Origin of the sequence: Candidatus Leptofilum sp., assembly GCF_965223525.1 — a bacterium.
In the GTDB taxonomy this organism is placed as follows: Bacteria; Chloroflexota; Anaerolineae; order Promineifilales; family Promineifilaceae; genus Leptofilum.
The window spans coordinates 1,256,734-1,274,280 of record NZ_OZ245005.1 but is presented as its reverse complement, the minus strand read 5'-3'; the positions used below and the strand labels follow the sequence as shown (position 1 = coordinate 1,274,280).

Below are 17,547 nucleotides of genomic sequence, written 5' to 3'. Positions count from 1 at the left end.
AAGGTGAGCAAGTTTTTAAGTGGGCAAGTGGGCAAGTGGCAAGTGGCGAGTAATCTGCTACTGATTACCGTTTACTGCTTACTGATTACTGCCTGCGGCCTGGCAAACCCGCCCCGTCTAGCAACCGCCACAGCCCAAGCAGCCTTCACGCCCACGCCTAGCCTGGAGCCGCTCATTTTGTCGGTGGCGACGCCAACGGCCGTTCCCGGCAACAATCCAGAAGCAGAAACTGTTCAGGCAGAACCCAATCCGTCCATCACCGTTTGGGTTAATGAGACGTCTGAGGGGCATGAGGCGATGCTGGACGAGATGGCAGCTGATTTCTCGGCAGAATACAGCGTGGATGTGGAGATGGTGTTGGTTTCCCCACAGATATTGCCTGATTTGGTGAATACGGCCGTTCTCTCCGACACGCTTCCCGACATCATTCTGCACCCGCTGGAGTACAGCGTGGGCTGGGCAGAGCAAGGCATTTTTGATGTCAACGCCAACGCCGAAGTATTGTCCCAGCTTGGTTCAGAAACCTTCAACCAGGATGCGTTGGCACTGGTGCAAACCAGCCTGAGGCAGCCAGCCGCACTACCCAACAGCAGCTACCATCAGCTCATCATCTACCGCACCGACTGGTTTGCCCAACGCAATCTGGCCGTGCCAAACGGCTTCGCCACCCTCTCCGCTGCCGCCGAAGCCACGACGGATCGAGAAAATCTCATTGCCGGTTTTGTGGTGCCAACCGAGGCCAATCTGGTAACGACCCAGCAAATTTTTGAGCATATGGCTCTAGCCAATGGCTGCCAGTTGGTGGATGAAGCAGGCGAACTAAAGCTGCTAGAACCAGCCTGCGCCGAGGCACTCAATTTCTACTACACCATTATCAACCAAAACAGCCCGATTGGGGTGCAGACGGATACCAGCACCCGCAATGCCTACCTAGCCGGGCGCACCGGGCTGATCATGGGGCCACCCAGCTTGCTCTCGCAAATTGCGGGTTTAGACCCGGCTGCCCCACCCCGCTGCCCGGAATGTGCCGCCACGCCAAACTTTTTGGCGCAAAACAGCGGCTTTGTCACGTCGCTCAACGGGGCGGAGTTTGGCAATATTAATTTGCTGGGGATTACGAGTGCGGCAGATAGGGAAACGGCCGTTCTCTTCACAACGTTCTGGTTCAACGAGGGATACGAACAGTGGCTCTCGGTTGAGCCAGAACGCAAAGTGCCGATGCGCCTGGGGACACAATCTGAGCCGCGCCACTTTATTGATAGCTGGGGCAGCCAACCGCTGGCAAACAGTAACCAAACATTGATCACCCTGTACGGTGAAGATGTCGTCGCCAGCCTGCGAGATGGCATTGCTACCACCGGACGTTGGGGCTTACCTCAAGGCCAAGGCGAGTTAATTACCACGCTGTACGAGGAGTTGACACTCTCCATTGTTTTGCAGGAAATGTTAAGTGGCTATTTCTCTACCGATACCTCTATAATAGAGGCGTATAATCGCATTATTGAACTCATTCCAAACTACCCTTTTCCAAACTTGACTGATGAACCATGACTTCTACCTTGCCCTTCACAGAAGAACCTTTTGGCATTCTGACCGATGACAACTTATATCTGGATTGCGTCCTTGTAAAACCGACGGGTCTCACCGATGAGGAGCTACGCGCCATTCGCGTCTGGGTGCCAAAATATCCGCTCACCAAATCGAGCGTGATTACCTGCGCCCGACAGGAGGTGCGCTCTCACGGAGCCAAACGCAAAGTGGCCCATCTGGTCTTCGATTTGCGCGGCACGGGAGACAGCGAAGGCCCTCTTGGGGATCATGATTTTAAGCAGGATTTACATGCCATATCTGAGTGGGCCAAGGAGCGATTCGGCCGTATTAGTTATGGGCTTTTGGGTACGCCGGATTCAGAAAACGGCCGTGTCCACCTCTGGCCGCTTCGTGCGGGGTCTGTGATGGAAAGTTACCATTTCCCCCCCACAGGCGCGCTGCTGCCCCCCACAATCCTTTACCTTTCAACCTACGGCAATTTCAGCCGACGCGATAACGCAATTTGCACCGAGTTGGCAGAAGCAGGCTACCATGTGTATGGGCTAGACCCGCTGCGCTACCTGCTCCACGCTAGCGCCAATCACCGTCTCAAGCCAGATGATCTGGCTGCCGATTTGCAAATTCTCATTCAAATGTTGCCCAGCAAGCCAATTATCATTGGGCAGCCGCTGGCAGCAGGGCTAGGGTTACTGTGGACCAGCCAGGTGAACAAGGTGGCGGGTGTGATTGCTATTGGTCGTGCCCAAGTGGGGCTTTCTCCCAGCCATATTTTCCAGAATAGCAATCCGTACACTTACTTGTTGCATCGTCAGGTGGGCGATATTGCGCCACGGCCGTTGGCGTTGGTGCAGCTACAAGGCAACCCGTTGGGCGGCGACGAGGACGAGCTAGCCACCTTGATGCAAAGCAGCAAGATGCCGCACCGGATGGAGCAAGTTAAAGGTCTGTCTACGGAGCTTTTGCTAGAGCTATTAGACTGGGTGCAACGGCCGTAATCTTCTGCTAAAAAGTAACTATACAGGTGACAGTCACTTTTTTCAGAGGCTTTGGCAAATTGAAGACCATAACAAAGTGACTGTCACCTCCGGGACGTGAATAGTTACGCTAAAAATTCTCGTCAGTCATGGCTTTCAATTGAAAACGGGTTCCCTTCCGGGTCACAGCCGTCGCACACCCACACCCCAGGCGCAGCCGAGCGCACCTCATCAACCTGCACGCCTTTGGCTACCAACTCCGCCCGCGCCGCGTGAATATCGTCCACGCCAAACACAATTTTGGGCGCATCCGCCCCCAGCCGCCCCTGGCCACCACCGTGCAGCGCCAGGATCACCCCACCTGCATCCAGCGTCACCCAATATTGGTCTGCGTAACTGTCGAGTCCGGCGGGATAAATCACCGCAAGCTCAAAAACATCCCGATAAAATTGAACCTGGGCGTCCATGTCTGCCACATACACAATAATTTCGACTAAACCATTTATGTTCATTTAATGCCTCCAATTTGCTTTCAGTCTCAGAACGAATGTTCTTTGTATTATATGCTCTTCCCGAAAAAAATACGGAGATTATCCAAAATTAAAAGATAGCAACAGACATGAACGGCCGCTTCGCCCACAATCAAGCAAGAAAACTTACGTTTTGCTTGCCCAAAAACGCCTACGATATTACCCTATGAATCGGATAGATTGCCTAAGAATATAGAAAGAAAACAATGATAGCAGATACTAAAGAATGCCCATTCTGTGCCGAGACAATCAAGACGGCAGCAATGAAATGCCGCTTTTGTGGTGAGTGGTTGGACGATCATACACGTGATCTGGGGCTTCGCGGCGAAACAGTTGAGCGTGATAAGGTTGGTGGTGACAAAACATCTATCGAAAATATCAGCGATGTAAAAGGCGTCGCTATTGGTAAGGGATCACAAGCCGCTGTCGCTGGAGACAGTAGCTTCATTTTCCAAACTAAAGATGGGAATATAGAGATAACACCGGGGAAGAGGCTACGCGATATAGATTTTGAAATTCTATCTCAAAGTCATGACTTACTCATGCAGATACGCAACGTACTTATTCAGAAGTTTCGGCCACCTTCTACGGAAGAGCATCGGCTGAAAGACCTGAAGATACGAGCTACTGAAGCCTTTGATAACACCCCAGCATTGCAACGAATTATGGGGGAACAATGGGCTAATGAATATCGCTCGAATATTCTGGATGCAATTGTAACTTCTCTAAAAATGTCAAAAAGAGATCAGAAAGCAGAATTAGAAGAGATAAATGAACAAAGTAGTGAGGAATCCGTCATAAGTTTTATTGAAGACTGGGATAAAGAAAGCGTCATTGCTAACAATCTCGATAAACTGATAATGCAATTACAAGAAAAGCTCAATGAATAATACAAAGGGCAGGTTCGCTCTCGCATCAAATCAAGGCTGGCGGCTCGTAGAAGAGGTCTCAACGATGGGAAATGAAGAATTGTACATGCGCCAGGCGATTGCTTTGGCCAACGAAGCTATCGCCAATGAAGATCATCCGTTTGGGGCCTTGCTGGTGAAAGACGGGGTAATGGTGCTAACGGCCGTTCACTAACAATCTTGGCCATTTCTCTAATGGCTATGCCTCAGCAGCACATTCGCCGAGCGTGCCTACACCCGATCCCTAATCTCAAACCGACAATAATCATGTCCCCGCGCCCGGCAATGGGTTTCGATAATTTCAAATTCACGGAAATCCTTACCCGTCGCATACGCCATCGCTTCGCCCAACGTGCCCACGTAGAGATGACATATTGACAGATCATCACTGTGCCTGGTGTGGCAAATCGTACAGGCATAATCGGTATACACCATGACGCCACCTTGATCTTGTACATCCACCTGCCCGAAATCAACCAGATCCATTAACCCTTTGCGTAATCCCAACAAAATAGCACGCTTGCGTAACCGCTGCGGCAACGCTTTTAGGGCAATATTTGCCAATCCCATTAAAGCAGCCTGCTCTTTAATCCCCCAGCGAAACGAAGCGCGACCAATGCGCTGTAACATCCCTTTGCCTGCACGGCCCGTAAATTGCTCGATAGCCTCATTTAAACGCGCATACTCCCGCGCCAAAACACCACTTTCTAAATTATTTTCAGGAGGATTGCCGACATATCTTTCCAAACCGCTTGACCGCAACACTGCGTTCAGGCCATTTTCCCCCAGCACTTCTTCAACGCCTTGCAGCATTTGCCAAAACAGTGCATTTACATAAGGTGCCTCTATAGGAATGTCAACCCGCTTCAGATCGCTCATTTTTTGTCTCCCTAGTCTTTTGGAACCACAAACTGCTTTATGTTTGTAGGTAATCATAATGATTATTACAGGAATGTCTATGGGTGGATTACGGCCGTCTAACCATTGACAAATAAGCAAGCCCTGCCCATCCACATCCAAATTTCTTTTTCTTAACGCTACGGCAAACGAGCATGTTGTGGCATAATTCACGAACATTTTTACAAGAAGGAATTTATCAATATGCACCTCTACATGATTCGTCACGGTCAAAGTTATGTCAACCTCCACGATTGGAAAGGGGGGAACTCTGACGAAGGACTCACCAATCTGGGGCAGGCCCAGGCAGACGCCCTGGGACGCTGGCTACCACGAGAAATCAGAAAAATTGATGCGCTGTACGCCAGCACGATGAAACGCGCCCAAGAAACGGCCGCTCCCATCTCAGCCGCCTACAACGTCCCCATCATCAACGACGACCGCATTCGGGAAATTGGCAATAACCGACTAGATCATACCCCCTGGCCCAGCGATGATTTGCCTGAGTACGGCACATTTTGGGGCAGCGAACGGCCGTTTTCCACCATCACCCCCAAACGCCCCAACGGTGAATCCATGATGCACTTTCGCATTCGCATCGGCCAATTTATTGAAGAAATGTTGGAAAAACATCGCGAAGAAACCGTCGTGGCTGTTTGTCATGGCGGCGTCATCGAGCTGGCATTTGACCACATGTTTAACGTTGGCCCCTGGCGACGGTGCGAAGTGTGGAGCAAAAACACAGGCATCACCCACTTTGAATATGTCGAACATCCCTCCCGCGAAACGTGGCGACTGTATTACCAAAGCCGCGTGGAGCATTTGGTAGATGTGCAGCTGCACACCGACGGGCGTGGCCCAGAAAGCCCCCGCGAGGACGCATGACGCCCTCTCTCATCGCTACGGCCGATCCCCACTTTGCTTCTGCGGCTGTAGCAGAACTCAAAAAAGCAAACGGACAAATTGTGGATGAACTGGCTCCTGGCATCTGGTCAGTCCAGGCGTCGGGGGACTTTTTTGCGCTGGCAGAACTGTGGCGACAAAATCCTCCCATCTTTGTGCGGCACATTTGCCCTGTGCAAACCATTTTTTCGCTAGCAGATGGATTGGATGATGTGGTAGAAACGGCCGTAACCACCTTCACCCACCTGCTCGAACCAGAGTGGCCCTTTTCCGTCCAAACCCGCATTCTCGGCAAACTTCCCATCAAGCCATTCGACATCAACAAACCGCTCTCTGAGGGGCTAGCTGCTGCCTCTGGCGCGCCGCTGGACGTGCGACGGCCGTTCCAAATCTTGTCGGTTGTGTTGGCTGGCGATTCGGCCTACATCGGTTTGTCGCTGGCGGTGAATAATTTGTCCGATTGGGCCGGTGGCGTGCGCCGCTTCGCCCGCGAAAAAGGGCAAATTAGCCGCGCCGAGTTTAAGCTGCTGGAGGCATTAGAAATTTTCAAGATTGATCTGCCCCCACGTGGCCGTGCACTCGATTTGGGCGCGGCCCCCGGCGGTTGGACGCGAGTATTGCGGCAAAAAGAACAGTATGTAACGGCCGTTGATCCCGCCTGGCTCCACCCCACCCTGCAAAAAGACAAAGCCGTCCGCCACCTACGCCTTACCGCCGAGGAATATTTAGAAGATTACCCCGACACCTACGACATCATTGTCAACGACATGCGGCTGGATGCACGGGATTCGGCGCGATTGATGGGGGAATACGGCCGTTACCTCTACCCCTACGGCATGGCCATCATCACCCTCAAACTGCCCGAAAAAGGGTACGAATCCGCCCTGGATCACGGCCTCAACATCCTGCGACAAAAATTCACCATTGCCGGAGCCCGTCAACTTTTCCACAACCGCAGCGAAGTGACGGTTTATCTAACACCAAAATCTGGCTAACTTTTTCAATGCAAAGAACGCAAAGAAGCACTGCAAATCTTACAACCTCTTTGTTTTTTCAAGGTTGAAAAACAGGCCTGTCATCTTCTGCTGAATTCTTTGTTAAATTAATCTGTTCTGAGCCATCTGAATTCATGATGTAAATTTCACGATTTCCATCACGTAGCGAAACAAACAAAATTTGTTGTCCATCGGGCGACCAAACAGGACGGTAATCCCCGTGGGAATTGTTGGTCAATCTTTGTAAATTGGTTCCGTCAACGTCAATCACAAATATTTCACCTTGAGTCAAATCGTTGGTGCATTGGTCAGCAGCAAAAACAATTCTATTGCCATCAGGTGACCAATCTGGATAACCGGTGGCACATTCCATCACCGTTCTTATTTCTCTAAATTGGCTACCTTCCAGAATCAATAAATTTCTGGAAATCGTTGCAATTCTTTTTCCATCAGGAGACCAATCAATCAAAGGACATTCCGCTGAGGTTCCTGCCCACGAATAAAGTGGAGAGGAGATGTTTGAACCATCAGAGTTCATTAAATGTAAAGCAAAACCTGAACTCATCTCGGCATGGCTAGCAAAGGTAATTAATTCACCGTTAGGAGACCAAGTTGGACATGAATTATCTTTTGTTGCTTCGTCAGTCAACTGAACAAGGTTTTCACCATCATAATCCATCAAATAAATCTCAAAACTTCCGTTGAACGTCGAGTTAATCGCAATTTGATCATCTTGGGGTGACCATGAAGGGTTACTGGTAATGTTATTTGGTGGCGAAAATTCACCGATGATTTCCCCGTCAAGATTTGCGATTAAAACGTCTCCATTTGATGTAAAAGCTAGTTTAGTGCCGTCAGGAGACCATTGTGGGCTAGTGTCAGAAACTGAATTGTTGTTACTCAGATTAACAACATTCGTTCCATCTGTGTTCATCAAATAAATCTCCCAATTCCCATCTCGGTTAGATGTGAATGCGATTTTGGCGTCGCCACCCTCCGAACATGATGTTATTGAAAAAAGAAGAGCAAGCAGAATCAACTTACTCGAAAATAACTTTAGTTTTTCAGTTCGCTTCATCGGCTTTTCTCTAATTTTTTTTGCTTGATGTGAAGTGTACGACTGTGGCCCGAACGGCCGTCTTCATCCCCCGGAATTCCCTGCACCATTAGCTCATACCCAACGGCCGTCAGGCGCACCTTCTCAAAGCGATCCAACACCTCGTACGTGGCCGACGGGATCAGCCCCCGCAGCGGCACCATGCGCCGGAACTGGCCCAGCTTATGGCTGTGCACCACCACCGAGTAAACCACCTCGCTCCCGTCCGGCAGCACATACAAAATAGTAGAAGCCCCCGCCTCTTCCAGCCGCTCCAGCCGGTACAAATCGCCACCCTGCACAATGTGGCGAATCCGCTTGTAAAACGCAATGTACGATGCGTACGTTTTCAATTCCGCCTCACCCAGCCCGTTCAAACTAGCCCCGATGCCCAACGCCCCCCGCATCGCCACATCAAAACGCGTACTCAGCTCATGGAAGCGGCCTGTCTGGTGGTTTTTCTCGTGCGTCACCCAAGCGGTCATCACCCGCGCCGGGTACGCTAAGCTAAACCCCTCCTGAATACGAACGCGATCCAGCGCATCGGTGTTGTCGCTCGGCCACACCTGGTCGGTGCGTCCCAAAATGCCTAAATCAACCCGCCCACCGCCGCCAGCGCAGCTTTCAATCGTCAGGTGCAGGTATTTAGCTCGCAGTCGGTCAATGATGCCATACACCCCTGCTACGTGGGCTTGCCAAATTGCTTTACCCGCCACCGAGCCAGGTTCGCTGACGTTGCGGTTCATATCCCACTTGATGAAAGCAATGTTGTACTGCGCCAGCAGGCTGTCCAGTGCGTTAAAAATGTACGCAACTACCTCTTCGCGGCCAAAATCCAGAATGAGCTGGCAGCGGGCTTCGGTACGCGGCCGTCCGGGAAAGTGTAGCACCCACTCTGGATGCGCCCGGTAAAGGTCAGAATCAGGATTCACCATTTCCGGCTCTACCCACAACCCAAAATCCATCCCAAGCCGATTCACTTCCGCAATGAGTGGCTCTAGACCGTTGGGGAACACATCTGGACTCACAGTCCAGTCACCCAGCCCGGCCACGTCGAAACGGCGACCACCAAACCAACCATCGTCCAGGCAAAACAGCTCTACGCCGATGGCCGCTGCCTTCTGCGCTAGCTCAATCTGGTTCTGCTCCGTGATGCCAAAGTAGGTGGCTTCCCAGGAGTTGTAGAGAATCGGCCGAAATTCACTCGCTGTGGCCGGTCTCCTGACCGTGCCACCTTCTTGCATCGAATCAGCTCCTTCGCTTAGCGACGTCGCCTTCTCTTGCAGCTCTGTTGGCGCGGCAGCGCAACTTGCGCCGATGTCGGCCACAGCCACTGGAAGAATGCGCTCCCTCGTAAATGCGTGCAGCCGACGACTCGCCCCGCCCCACCCTTCTGCACAGACGCCGCAGACAAATGTCGGGGTTTTGTGCTGCGCTCCCGCCGCCAACGTCAGGCCAAAGTCGGCGGGATGGTAGCCGCCATGCACGCGCACGTCGGTGCTAGGTAACTGCTCAAAGCCGAGCTGCCAACGGCCGCTGTAGGCCAACGCGCCAAAATAAACCGTACCGTGCTCCTCCCACGCCTGCCCTGGACGGTTTAGTAGGAAAAATGGATTGGCGGCGTGCCCCGTCTGCACACTACGGTGCTCGATGACGCGGCGACCAATGGGCAGTTGCTCCCGCTGCGTCTGGAACTCTTGCGCCCACGCGCCAGAGACGCTAGTGAGTTCGGCGGTGCCATTGGGCAGGTGCAGCGTAGCAAAAAAGAGCTGCTCAATTTCGATGGGTTCGTCGCCCGTATTTTCCAGCTCCAGCCAACGCTCGATGATATCTTGCGCCGGGGTGAGTCGGTAGCAAAGCGTCGCCGTTAGCGGCTGCACCGGGTCTGCCAGCTTGATGCGGAGCGTTTCACGCGGCTGGCTGTTGACTGTTGGCAGACCATGTGTCTGGGCAAAGCCCGGCTGGGCGTCTGTCACGATTTCATACGAGACGTAACGCAGCCGCACGTCCCGAATAGGCAGATGGGGCGCGTCGCCAGTGGGCAATGGGTCTGGCAGGGTGGCAAAGCTGGCTTTGAGCGTCACTTCGTGATTGGTCGTGTCGCCAAAGGTAATAATCTCATCCCGGCGGGCTTGGAACTCAAAGGAAGCATGATTAGAGGGTGCAGGGCGTAGCTTGCCAAAAAGCACCCCATCTGCGTCAACTGGGCGCGGCCCCCAAGCCAAATGGAGTAGCCGACCTTTGGCATCCACCTGTATGGCGTAAATGCTGCTATGCAAAATCAGGTTAAACGTTTGGGTATCAGCATTAAAGTGAATCATTAACTTGTCCTTGCCGTTTTTGGCTCAATATTACCAAATTGCTTTCAAAGAGTGACTTATTCAAGTCGCTCCTTCTTTATTCTCTGCTGCCTGCCAAAGTTTGCTAAAATAAGTCAACGATGCAAGCAAATAGAGAAGATAAACGAATCGTTGGCTCCAAACCAGCATTGCGTAGTGCATATGACAATGGATAACCTAGCTTGGCACACAATCATCCAAACAAAACTTATTCCTCCACCTCCCCGCCCAAATATTGTTTCTCGCCCCCGCCTCATCAAGCAACTCAATCAGAGCTGGCAACGCCACCTTACAATTGTGTCTGCCCCTGCGGGCTTTGGGAAAACCACGCTTATCTCGGACTGGCTAAAGCAGCAGGATGCTGACAGTAATCGGGCAATCGGATGGCTATCGTTAGATGATGGAGACAACGATCTCAACCGGTTCCTGATGTATCTGAAGGCAGCTTTACAGCGCGCTTGGCCGACTGATTTGCCTGAGGCTACCTACCTCTCAGCACAAAACCCACTCCTATCAACCAGCATTGAAGCAGCTATTATCCCGCTCATTAACAGCCTAGCAGAAACTGCTACGCAAGTAGCACTTATTTTGGATGATTACCATTTAATCATCTCCCCCGCTGTTCATAAATGTGTGCAATTTTTATTGGATCACCTTCCAAAAACGATGAACCTCTTTCTAATTAGTCGCGTAGATCCCCCGTTAGGGTTGGCACGGCTACGCACTCGGCAACAGTTGGTTGAAATTCGGCAAGGGGATTTGCGGTTCAGTGGTCGGGAAACGGCCGTTTTCTTCAAACAAATGGGGGTACAGTTAAAAACGGCCGATTTGCAAACACTTACCGAGCGAACCGAAGGCTGGATTGCCAGCCTCCAGTTGGCCGCCCTCTCTTTGCAAGAAGAAAAAGACAAAGGCCACTTTATTCAGCAATTCAGCGGCACCCACCATCACATTCTCGATTATTTACTTGAAGAAGTGCTGCAACATCAGCCAGAGCACTTGGTAGATTTTTTACTCCAAACTTCCATTGCCCCTCGCCTTAACGCATCCCTTTGCCAAGCAATCACCGGAAGGCAAGACAGCAAGCAAATTCTGATCCAGCTTGAGCAGAAAAATCTCTTCACCGTTCCTCTGGATCATGAGCGGCATGAATATCGTTATCACCACCTCTTTGCCCACTTTCTGCAAAATCGCTTTAAAGAAGAAAAGGGTGCTGCGGTAGATGAGGCTCATCTTCGCGCCAGCCAATGGCATGAAACCCACAGCCAAATCCACGAAGCCATTGAGCATGCCTTTGCGGCTCAAGCGTTTGCGCGGACTGCACAGCTTATAGAGCAACATGCCGCTCGCATTCTTTGGGGACAAGGTGAAATTGCCACGCTGAAACGATGGCTAAAGCAGTTTCCGTCATCGATAACCAAAAGTCGGGCAAAGTTGTGCCTAGTTCAGGCATGGCACGCCTTTGAGGAATTGCAATTTAATCGGGCAGTCACTTATCTCACCAGGGTCGAAAATTTGGTGCGAAACACCCATCCTCCAGATGAAATTCAGGGCATGATTTTGGCGACACGCGCCTTTATCAGTCGGGCTGAAGGCCAACATGCCCAAACGATCCAACTTTCACAACAAGCGCTGGCACTCCTTTCTGAACAGGATCATTATTTTTTGCGGGCCGTTATTTTGATTAACGTGACCCACATTCACCATCGCCTGGGCGATTTAGCGGCCGCACACACCACCATCGCGCAGCTCTTGCAAGCAGCCAGCCTATTTGACGACGTCCAAATTCGCTTGCTGGGTCTCTTTATGAAAGCAGAACTGCTATCCGCGCAGGGGCAACTATTCCAAGCGTCACATCTTTACGAAGACGCCTTGGCATTGGCGGATGAGCAAGAACGTTCCTTTGCCGCCAGTGGGCTGATTCAACTAGGTTTATGCCAAACATATTACCAATGGAATGAGCTAGACAGAGCCAAGAAATATTTAAAGCAGGCGCTGACGCAAGGTGAACAAAGCAATAACGGCGATATTTTGCTTCACGCTTACCAGTTACAAATCTTGCTTTGCCAGCAACAAGGGGACAAAAAAGGAAGCCAGCAAGCGCTTGAAAAACTAAAGCAGTTTGCCCGTCGCGTGGATGATCCCCAGAGTAAGCTGCATCTGGATGCGTCGTTGGCGCGGATGGCACTGGTGACAAATGATTTGCCATCGGTGCAGCGGTGGGCGGCTGCCGCTGGCCTCTCTGCAAACGATCGTCCTGAGGTGACAGAGTTCCATCGGTATCACCTTTGGGTGCAGGTGCAGTTATTAAACCAGAGTAAACCGGAAGATATAGTGATTGATTTGCTCCGTTTTATGCTGGATACGGCCGTTCGCTACGAACAACAGCCCATTCCCTACGCACTACTTTTGGCACGGGCATACCATCAGCAAGGCAAAACCAAAGAGGCACAAGAGCAGGTAATCCAAGCCGTACGCTGGGCTGAACCAAATAACCATATTCGTCCATTTGTTGTGGGAGGAGCAGTGATAGAGACCCTTCTCACCGATGTGCTAAGCCAGAACATTCAGCCCACATTTTGCCAACGCCTGCTGGCAGCCATCGCCGCCGGGCTTTCTAACAATGCTATCGCTTCCGAGCTTGTCCTCAGCCCCCACACGGTTCGCAGCCACATTAAAAATATCAACACCAAGCTAAACGCCAACACCCGCACCCAAGCCATTGCCCGCGCCCATGAGCTTAATCTAATCTGAACAACCATTTCACCCCCTCTAATCCCCCCTATCGGCGATCCCTCTCACGCCCAAAGCCACTAAACTACGAAACAAAAAATGGGAGCGTAAAAAATGGAAAATTTTCAGACAAAAAGAAATGAAGATATTGCAGATTTGTTTACGGGGCATGTAGGCGGGTGCGTGTCACACGCCATTTTAGCTGGAGAAATGGGGCGGGTCATTGCAGATGAAACAGACCGATCATTCGCCGTGCTGGAGATGCCAGAACTGAACTTCGCCCTTGTCGCTGGCAATGCGCGTCATCCGCTGGCGCGAACGTACATAGAAAGCCTAACAAAATTTGCCAAGCTCATTTTTGATTCAGATGATTTTGTGGCGTTGGCGGAGGAAGTTCATCCAGGTAAGTGGATTGTTTTAGACCGGTTTGCATTTTCATCTGAGCAGTTAGACACTGAAAGGGTTCGCCAGATGAAAACGGTGCTACCCAATGGATTTCGCATTGAAAAAGTTGATCTGAGCTTGGCTAAACAGTTCAGAAAGAAAAAAAATAGCTTTGCCAGCATCCATGGCGAAATGTTTAAATCGCCTGAAGATTTTGTGGAACGCGGCGTTGGGTTTTGTGCCCTTGAAGGGAATAGCATTGCGGCTGTAGCGTCAAGCTTCGCTGTTTGTGATCAGGGTATCGAGATTCAAATTGATACCAGAAAGAAGTATCGAGGAAGAGGGTTGGCAACGGCCGTTGCCGCCCATCTCATTGTTCATTGCCTAGAAAACAACCTAGACCCGAGCTGGGACGCAGCAACCGAAATTTCAGCAAAGTTTGCCCAAAAATTAGGGTACACGCCGCAAGGCACGTACAAAATGCACGTATTCACCAATTCAAAATTTTTGGTTCATTTACGCCACCATTTGCAAAAGGTAAAACGATTTTTAAACAAATAACTGGTTGCCCCGCTTACCTTCAATGGATTGCTTCCCATCTTTCAATGATTTGCTAAAATCGTTGCCAAACACGCATCTAGTTGGAGGTAGTAGATGGACAATCCAGAAACAGCAAACGTGCTCATTATTGGTGCCAGTGCTGCCGGGTTGGCTGTGGGAGCGTGCCTGAAGCAGCAGGGGGTTTCGTCGGTTACCATTTTGGAACGGGCAGACAAAGTGGGGGCGGCCTGGCGCAGACACTATGACCGCCTTCATTTGCACACCGACAAGCGCAACTCCACCCTGCCCCACTTCACATTTCCGGCGGATGTGCCGCGTTACCCTTCCCGGCAGCAGCTTATCACCTATCTGGAAAAGTATGCCCAGCATTTCGATTTGCAGCCCCTTTTTGGGCAAGAAGCCACCAAAATCGCCAAAAAAGATGGTTTGTGGCAGGTAACCACCGTCTTTGGGCATCAGTTTGCGGCACCGAGCCTGGTGATGGCTACGGGGTACACCAATCAGCCATACATGCCTAGCTGGCCGGGGCAGGAACAGTTCAGTGGGGAAATAATGCACAGTTCTGCTTACAAAAATGGGTCAGCTTTTGCCAACAAGGACGTTTTGGTGGTGGGCTTTGGGAATTCTGGCGGGGAGATTGCGATTGATTTGCACGAACACGGCGCGAAGCCAACTATTGCCGTGCGTAGCCCGGTGAACGTGGTGCCGCGTGACTTGGCTGGCATTCCCATCCTGTCCATCGGCATTCTGTTGAGCATTTTTCCACCTGTGGTGGCTGACCTGCTAGCCGCCCCGCTGCTGAAGCTAACCATTGGTGACTTGAGCAAGTATGGGTTGAAGAAGCTGCCTTACGGCCCCAATAGCCAGATTGCGCGTGACGGCCGTATTCCCCTTCTAGACATTGGCACCATCAAACTGATTAAACAAGGCGCCATCCAGGTGATGCCCGGTATCCAACAGTTCACCCCCGATGGCGTGACGTTTGAAAATGGGCAAACACGGCCGTTTGACGCCGTCGTGTTGGCGACGGGTTACCAGCCGAACCTGCAGAAGTTTGGTGAAGGCATTGGTAGTGCGCTGGATGAAGCGGGACGGCCGTTTCGCAGCGGTGAAGAAGCTAAACTAAGCGGCCTTTACTTTTGCGGTTTCTATGTTTCCCCAACCGGCATGCTGCGCGAAATTGGCATCGAAGCGCAAAAAATTGCCAAGATTATTCACGCCGCACAAGGAGAATGATTTGTACCGACGAGATTACATCATGCGGCAGGTTGAGTTTATGGTGGAGGTGATTCAGCAAATTAGCGGACTCGCTGCCGAGAAACGGTATGATGCGGCTCTGACTGTGATTGACGAGTCATTGGAGTCGCTGTTTGGGCTAAACGGCCTGCTCATTACCCGCTTGTTTGGCCGGGAACCGTTAACGCAGATCGCTTTTGGCGAAGCGGCCGATATGCGGCAGGCCAAATTGATCGCCGCCGCCGCCCTGCTGCAAGAAGCTGGCGAAATTCAGGCAGAGCAGGGCGCAGAAAGTGAGAGCTTTCAATCGTTGGCCAGTGCGTTAGAGCTGCTTTTGGCGGCACTGCTAGACCATGATGGCACGCCGCTGCCAGAGTATGCGCCGGAGGTTGAGGCGTTGGTTGCCGTGCTGGCGCCTTATCATCTGCCCATCCATCTGAACCAACTACTGCTGCGCTACTACCACAAGCAAGGCCAGCTAGACAAAGCTGAAAACGTTCTGTTTGAGATGGTGGAGCAAACCCCGGAGGATGGCCACATTCTTGAGCAGGGAATTACCTTTTATCAAATTATCCTGGCCGAAAATGATGCCTTTTTGCTAGCAGGCAATCTGCCTCGTGAAGAGGCAGAAGCGAGTTTGGCTGAGCTCCAGAATTTGCATAACAACATGGGGTAACGGCCGACTCCATCAAAACAGGTCCAAATTCCAGTTACCTTCCCCAATTAGGCCGACTTGGATTAAAAATGAAGGTGCGGGGCGTAAACGGCCGTCCCAGCACCAGCCGTATCAATTTCCCCAGCAGCTCAACCGCCCCGATAATGAGTGCCACGGCCAAGCCAATTTTCACCATTGTGGTAAAGAACGGCACAGTCGAAATCTGCTCCAAACTGTAAATGCGGTAAGCTACGTACAGGCCAAAGATGCTTGTGCCCACTTCAATCCAGCGGGTGATGCGATTCCAGCGGCCTTGAATGAGAACGGCCGTTTTCAACAGTAAATCCAGGAGCAATGACGCACTAAACAGGGGAATGAGCGCTATAAATTCGGCCGTGACCAAAACCCAAATCCCCGTGTTTTCCTCGCCAAAGTTGGTTCCGCCCAGCCAGTTGGGGAAGACGTTCAGCCACATCAGGAAAAGTGCGCCAAAGAAAATGCCGGCAATGAGCTCGCCGCGATTGATGCGATCTGGGTCTTTGACAGGTGGCAGTGAGAACGGATCCCATTCATAATTGTTTTTATCTGGCAAGGTCAGTTGATCTGCCGCCACGCGTTCAATAATGGCAAAGATCAGCGTCACGATGCCGGCATTCAAAATGGCAGAACGGCCGAATGAAAAGAATAATTCTGTCGCTTTGCTCAGCCACTCAGCGCCGCCACCTTGCCATAAAGCCAACCCCAGCCATAGCAAATGCAGCACGCCGATAATGGATACCGTCACGGTGACCACAATTTTGTAAATGGGGAACAGCTTTGCCCCAATGAGTACCTCTTCGGGGCGGTATTGGGCGGCGATTGTTTCTGGATGACCAAATTCTTGTAGGAAAGCGGCCGTTTCCTTCGGCGTCGGTTCGCCCCCACTCTGTTCTTCCAGCGCGTCCAGCAGCAGCGAACGGAGTTCCATTTCAATATCTACGCGCATCTTGCGCGGCAATTTGCCACCTACTTCATTCACATAGCGATCAATCATTTCATTTGTATTCATCAGATACCTCTATTTTTGCCACAGAGATCACAGAGGAAAAAGAGAAAATCTCTAAACTCTCTGTGTCCTCTGTGGCTAATCATTTCGTTTTCAATCCCAGTAATTCATTCATTACAACAACCAGCGCTTGCCACTCTTGGGTGAGATTGGCAAAAACCGTTTCACCTTCCTGGCTCATTTTGTAGTAGCGGCGCGGGCGAGCGTCATCTACCACCAGCCAGTCGCTTTCTAGCAAGCCTTGCCCTTCCAGGCGGCGCAGCAGCGGGTACAGGGTGCCTTCGTTAATTTCCATCCCCTGTGCGTCTAGCGACTGCTTAAGCGAGTAGCCGTACTGCTCATCCTTGAGCTGGCTAAGTACCGCCAGCATGAGTACGCCCCGCCGCAGCTCTAGCAAAAGTTTGTCGTAAACTGCTTCTTTTTGATTATTGTTTGCCATGCGTCGCATTATACTGTATGTCACACAGTATTGTCAAAACCCAAATACTTTTCATACGATTTTAGGCAAAAAAATAGGCCGGATAACGGCCGTTTCTCAATCAATCTAAAAAGGTTGTCGTGCTGTGGCCGGTGTCCTCACCGTGCCAAATTTCTGTCCGTTATAATGACGGGGCAAACGGCCGTTGCTGCTGGCATACGGCCGTCTTCACATTGGCAAAGTAGGCGGTACGGCGAAACACCAACCACAACCACAACCGGATAGAGGGTTTTGCGCTGGCCGAAGACCACGCCAGGGCCAG

The 17,547-nt window shown here is 51.3% G+C and carries 17 protein-coding genes; 10 read left to right on the top strand and 7 right to left on the bottom strand.

The window, feature by feature from the left end; genetic code table 11:
• Positions 1–3: 3 nt before the first annotated feature.
• Positions 4–1,551, top strand: coding sequence for an ABC transporter substrate-binding protein (locus ACOQPM_RS22560; RefSeq protein ID WP_420630645.1), 1,548 nt, complete (start codon positions 4–6; stop codon positions 1,549–1,551).
• Positions 1,548–2,546 carry a hypothetical protein gene (locus ACOQPM_RS22555; protein WP_420630644.1) on the top strand — a complete coding sequence of 333 codons (999 nt, stop codon included), beginning with the start codon at positions 1,548–1,550 and terminating at the stop codon, positions 2,544–2,546. The genes ACOQPM_RS22560 and ACOQPM_RS22555 overlap by 4 nt, the downstream gene beginning before the upstream one ends.
• Positions 2,547–2,668: 122 nt before the next feature.
• Here ACOQPM_RS22555 and ACOQPM_RS22550 read toward each other — a convergent pair whose 3' ends face one another.
• On the bottom strand, positions 2,669–3,037 hold the full coding sequence (locus ACOQPM_RS22550) for a VOC family protein (protein WP_420630643.1): 369 nt from the start codon (positions 3,035–3,037) through the stop codon (positions 2,669–2,671).
• Between the two features lie 224 nt (positions 3,038–3,261).
• Here ACOQPM_RS22550 and ACOQPM_RS22545 point away from each other — a divergent pair, with 224 nt between their 5' ends.
• Positions 3,262–3,945: a hypothetical protein gene (locus tag ACOQPM_RS22545; protein ID WP_420630642.1), complete on the top strand. Its 684-nt coding sequence runs from the start codon at positions 3,262–3,264 to the stop codon at positions 3,943–3,945.
• A 64-nt stretch (positions 3,946–4,009) separates the two neighbouring features.
• Positions 4,010–4,138 (top strand): hypothetical protein, encoded by a 129-nt coding sequence (locus ACOQPM_RS22540; protein ID WP_420630641.1) that lies wholly within the window; start codon positions 4,010–4,012, stop codon positions 4,136–4,138.
• Between the two features lie 56 nt (positions 4,139–4,194).
• Here the strand turns inward: ACOQPM_RS22540 and ACOQPM_RS22535 are convergent, their stop codons facing one another.
• Positions 4,195–4,842, bottom strand: coding sequence for a V4R domain-containing protein (locus ACOQPM_RS22535; RefSeq protein ID WP_420630640.1), 648 nt, complete (start codon positions 4,840–4,842; stop codon positions 4,195–4,197).
• Between the two features lie 222 nt (positions 4,843–5,064).
• Between ACOQPM_RS22535 and ACOQPM_RS22530 the strand changes: the two genes are divergently transcribed.
• Together ACOQPM_RS22530 and ACOQPM_RS22525 are read left to right on the top strand one after the other, a co-directional pair.
• Positions 5,065–5,745: a histidine phosphatase family protein gene (locus ACOQPM_RS22530; protein WP_420630639.1), complete on the top strand. Its 681-nt coding sequence runs from the start codon at positions 5,065–5,067 to the stop codon at positions 5,743–5,745.
• Positions 5,742–6,758 carry an SAM-dependent methyltransferase gene (locus ACOQPM_RS22525; RefSeq protein WP_420630638.1) on the top strand — a complete coding sequence of 339 codons (1,017 nt, stop codon included), beginning with the start codon at positions 5,742–5,744 and terminating at the stop codon, positions 6,756–6,758. Before ACOQPM_RS22530 ends, ACOQPM_RS22525 begins: the two co-directional genes overlap by 4 nt.
• Positions 6,759–6,816: 58 nt before the next feature.
• On the opposite strand, the gene ACOQPM_RS22520 is transcribed toward ACOQPM_RS22525, so the two are convergent.
• Both ACOQPM_RS22520 and ACOQPM_RS22515 read right to left on the bottom strand, forming a co-directional pair.
• A complete protein-coding gene (locus tag ACOQPM_RS22520; protein ID WP_420630637.1) occupies positions 6,817–7,692 on the bottom strand; it encodes a hypothetical protein in 876 nt (291 codons plus the stop codon).
• A gap of 140 nt (positions 7,693–7,832) precedes the next feature.
• Entirely contained in the window at positions 7,833–10,175 is a 2,343-nt protein-coding gene (locus ACOQPM_RS22515) for an alpha-galactosidase (RefSeq protein ID WP_420630636.1), read from the bottom strand.
• A 186-nt stretch (positions 10,176–10,361) separates the two neighbouring features.
• Between ACOQPM_RS22515 and ACOQPM_RS22510 the strand changes: the two genes are divergently transcribed.
• From ACOQPM_RS22510 to ACOQPM_RS22495, 4 genes are all read left to right on the top strand, one after another.
• Complete coding sequence (locus ACOQPM_RS22510) at positions 10,362–12,947, top strand: LuxR C-terminal-related transcriptional regulator (protein WP_420630635.1); 2,586 nt, start codon at positions 10,362–10,364, stop codon at positions 12,945–12,947.
• 93 nt (positions 12,948–13,040) lie between these two features.
• Complete coding sequence (locus ACOQPM_RS22505) at positions 13,041–13,871, top strand: GNAT family N-acetyltransferase (RefSeq protein WP_420630634.1); 831 nt, start codon at positions 13,041–13,043, stop codon at positions 13,869–13,871.
• A gap of 93 nt (positions 13,872–13,964) precedes the next feature.
• Entirely contained in the window at positions 13,965–15,107 is a 1,143-nt protein-coding gene (locus ACOQPM_RS22500) for a flavin-containing monooxygenase (protein WP_420630633.1), read from the top strand.
• A 1-nt stretch (position 15,108) separates the two neighbouring features.
• Positions 15,109–15,783 (top strand): DUF6483 family protein, encoded by a 675-nt coding sequence (locus tag ACOQPM_RS22495; protein WP_420630632.1) that lies wholly within the window; start codon positions 15,109–15,111, stop codon positions 15,781–15,783.
• A gap of 34 nt (positions 15,784–15,817) precedes the next feature.
• Here the strand turns inward: ACOQPM_RS22495 and ACOQPM_RS22490 are convergent, their stop codons facing one another.
• The 3 genes from ACOQPM_RS22490 to ACOQPM_RS22480 all read right to left on the bottom strand — a co-directional run bounded on the left by ACOQPM_RS22490 (position 15,818) and on the right by ACOQPM_RS22480 (position 17,536).
• Positions 15,818–16,810, bottom strand: coding sequence for a hypothetical protein (locus tag ACOQPM_RS22490; protein WP_420630631.1), 993 nt, complete (start codon positions 16,808–16,810; stop codon positions 15,818–15,820).
• A gap of 79 nt (positions 16,811–16,889) precedes the next feature.
• Positions 16,890–17,246, bottom strand: a complete 357-nt coding sequence (locus tag ACOQPM_RS22485) for a PadR family transcriptional regulator (protein ID WP_420630630.1) — start codon at positions 17,244–17,246, stop codon at positions 16,890–16,892.
• A gap of 137 nt (positions 17,247–17,383) precedes the next feature.
• Positions 17,384–17,536: a hypothetical protein gene (locus tag ACOQPM_RS22480; protein ID WP_420630629.1), complete on the bottom strand. Its 153-nt coding sequence runs from the start codon at positions 17,534–17,536 to the stop codon at positions 17,384–17,386.
• Positions 17,537–17,547: the final 11 nt, after the last annotated feature.

Coding starts and splice junctions, on each gene's coding strand:
- ACOQPM_RS22555 (WP_420630644.1), top strand. CDS start 1,548: ATGACTTCTACCTTGCCCTTCACAGAAGAACCTTTTGGCATTCTGACC.
- ACOQPM_RS22550 (WP_420630643.1), bottom strand. CDS start 3,037: ATGAACATAAATGGTTTAGTCGAAATTATTGTGTATGTGGCAGACATG.
- ACOQPM_RS22545 (WP_420630642.1), top strand. CDS start 3,262: ATGATAGCAGATACTAAAGAATGCCCATTCTGTGCCGAGACAATCAAG.
- ACOQPM_RS22540 (WP_420630641.1), top strand. CDS start 4,010: ATGGGAAATGAAGAATTGTACATGCGCCAGGCGATTGCTTTGGCCAAC.
- ACOQPM_RS22535 (WP_420630640.1), bottom strand. CDS start 4,842: ATGAGCGATCTGAAGCGGGTTGACATTCCTATAGAGGCACCTTATGTA.
- ACOQPM_RS22530 (WP_420630639.1), top strand. CDS start 5,065: ATGCACCTCTACATGATTCGTCACGGTCAAAGTTATGTCAACCTCCAC.
- ACOQPM_RS22525 (WP_420630638.1), top strand. CDS start 5,742: ATGACGCCCTCTCTCATCGCTACGGCCGATCCCCACTTTGCTTCTGCG.
- ACOQPM_RS22520 (WP_420630637.1), bottom strand. CDS start 7,692: ATGAACACAGATGGAACGAATGTTGTTAATCTGAGTAACAACAATTCA.
- ACOQPM_RS22515 (WP_420630636.1), bottom strand. CDS start 10,175: ATGATTCACTTTAATGCTGATACCCAAACGTTTAACCTGATTTTGCAT.
- ACOQPM_RS22510 (WP_420630635.1), top strand. CDS start 10,362: ATGGATAACCTAGCTTGGCACACAATCATCCAAACAAAACTTATTCCT.
- ACOQPM_RS22505 (WP_420630634.1), top strand. CDS start 13,041: ATGGAAAATTTTCAGACAAAAAGAAATGAAGATATTGCAGATTTGTTT.
- ACOQPM_RS22500 (WP_420630633.1), top strand. CDS start 13,965: ATGGACAATCCAGAAACAGCAAACGTGCTCATTATTGGTGCCAGTGCT.
- ACOQPM_RS22490 (WP_420630631.1), bottom strand. CDS start 16,810: ATGAATACAAATGAAATGATTGATCGCTATGTGAATGAAGTAGGTGGC.
- ACOQPM_RS22485 (WP_420630630.1), bottom strand. CDS start 17,246: ATGGCAAACAATAATCAAAAAGAAGCAGTTTACGACAAACTTTTGCTA.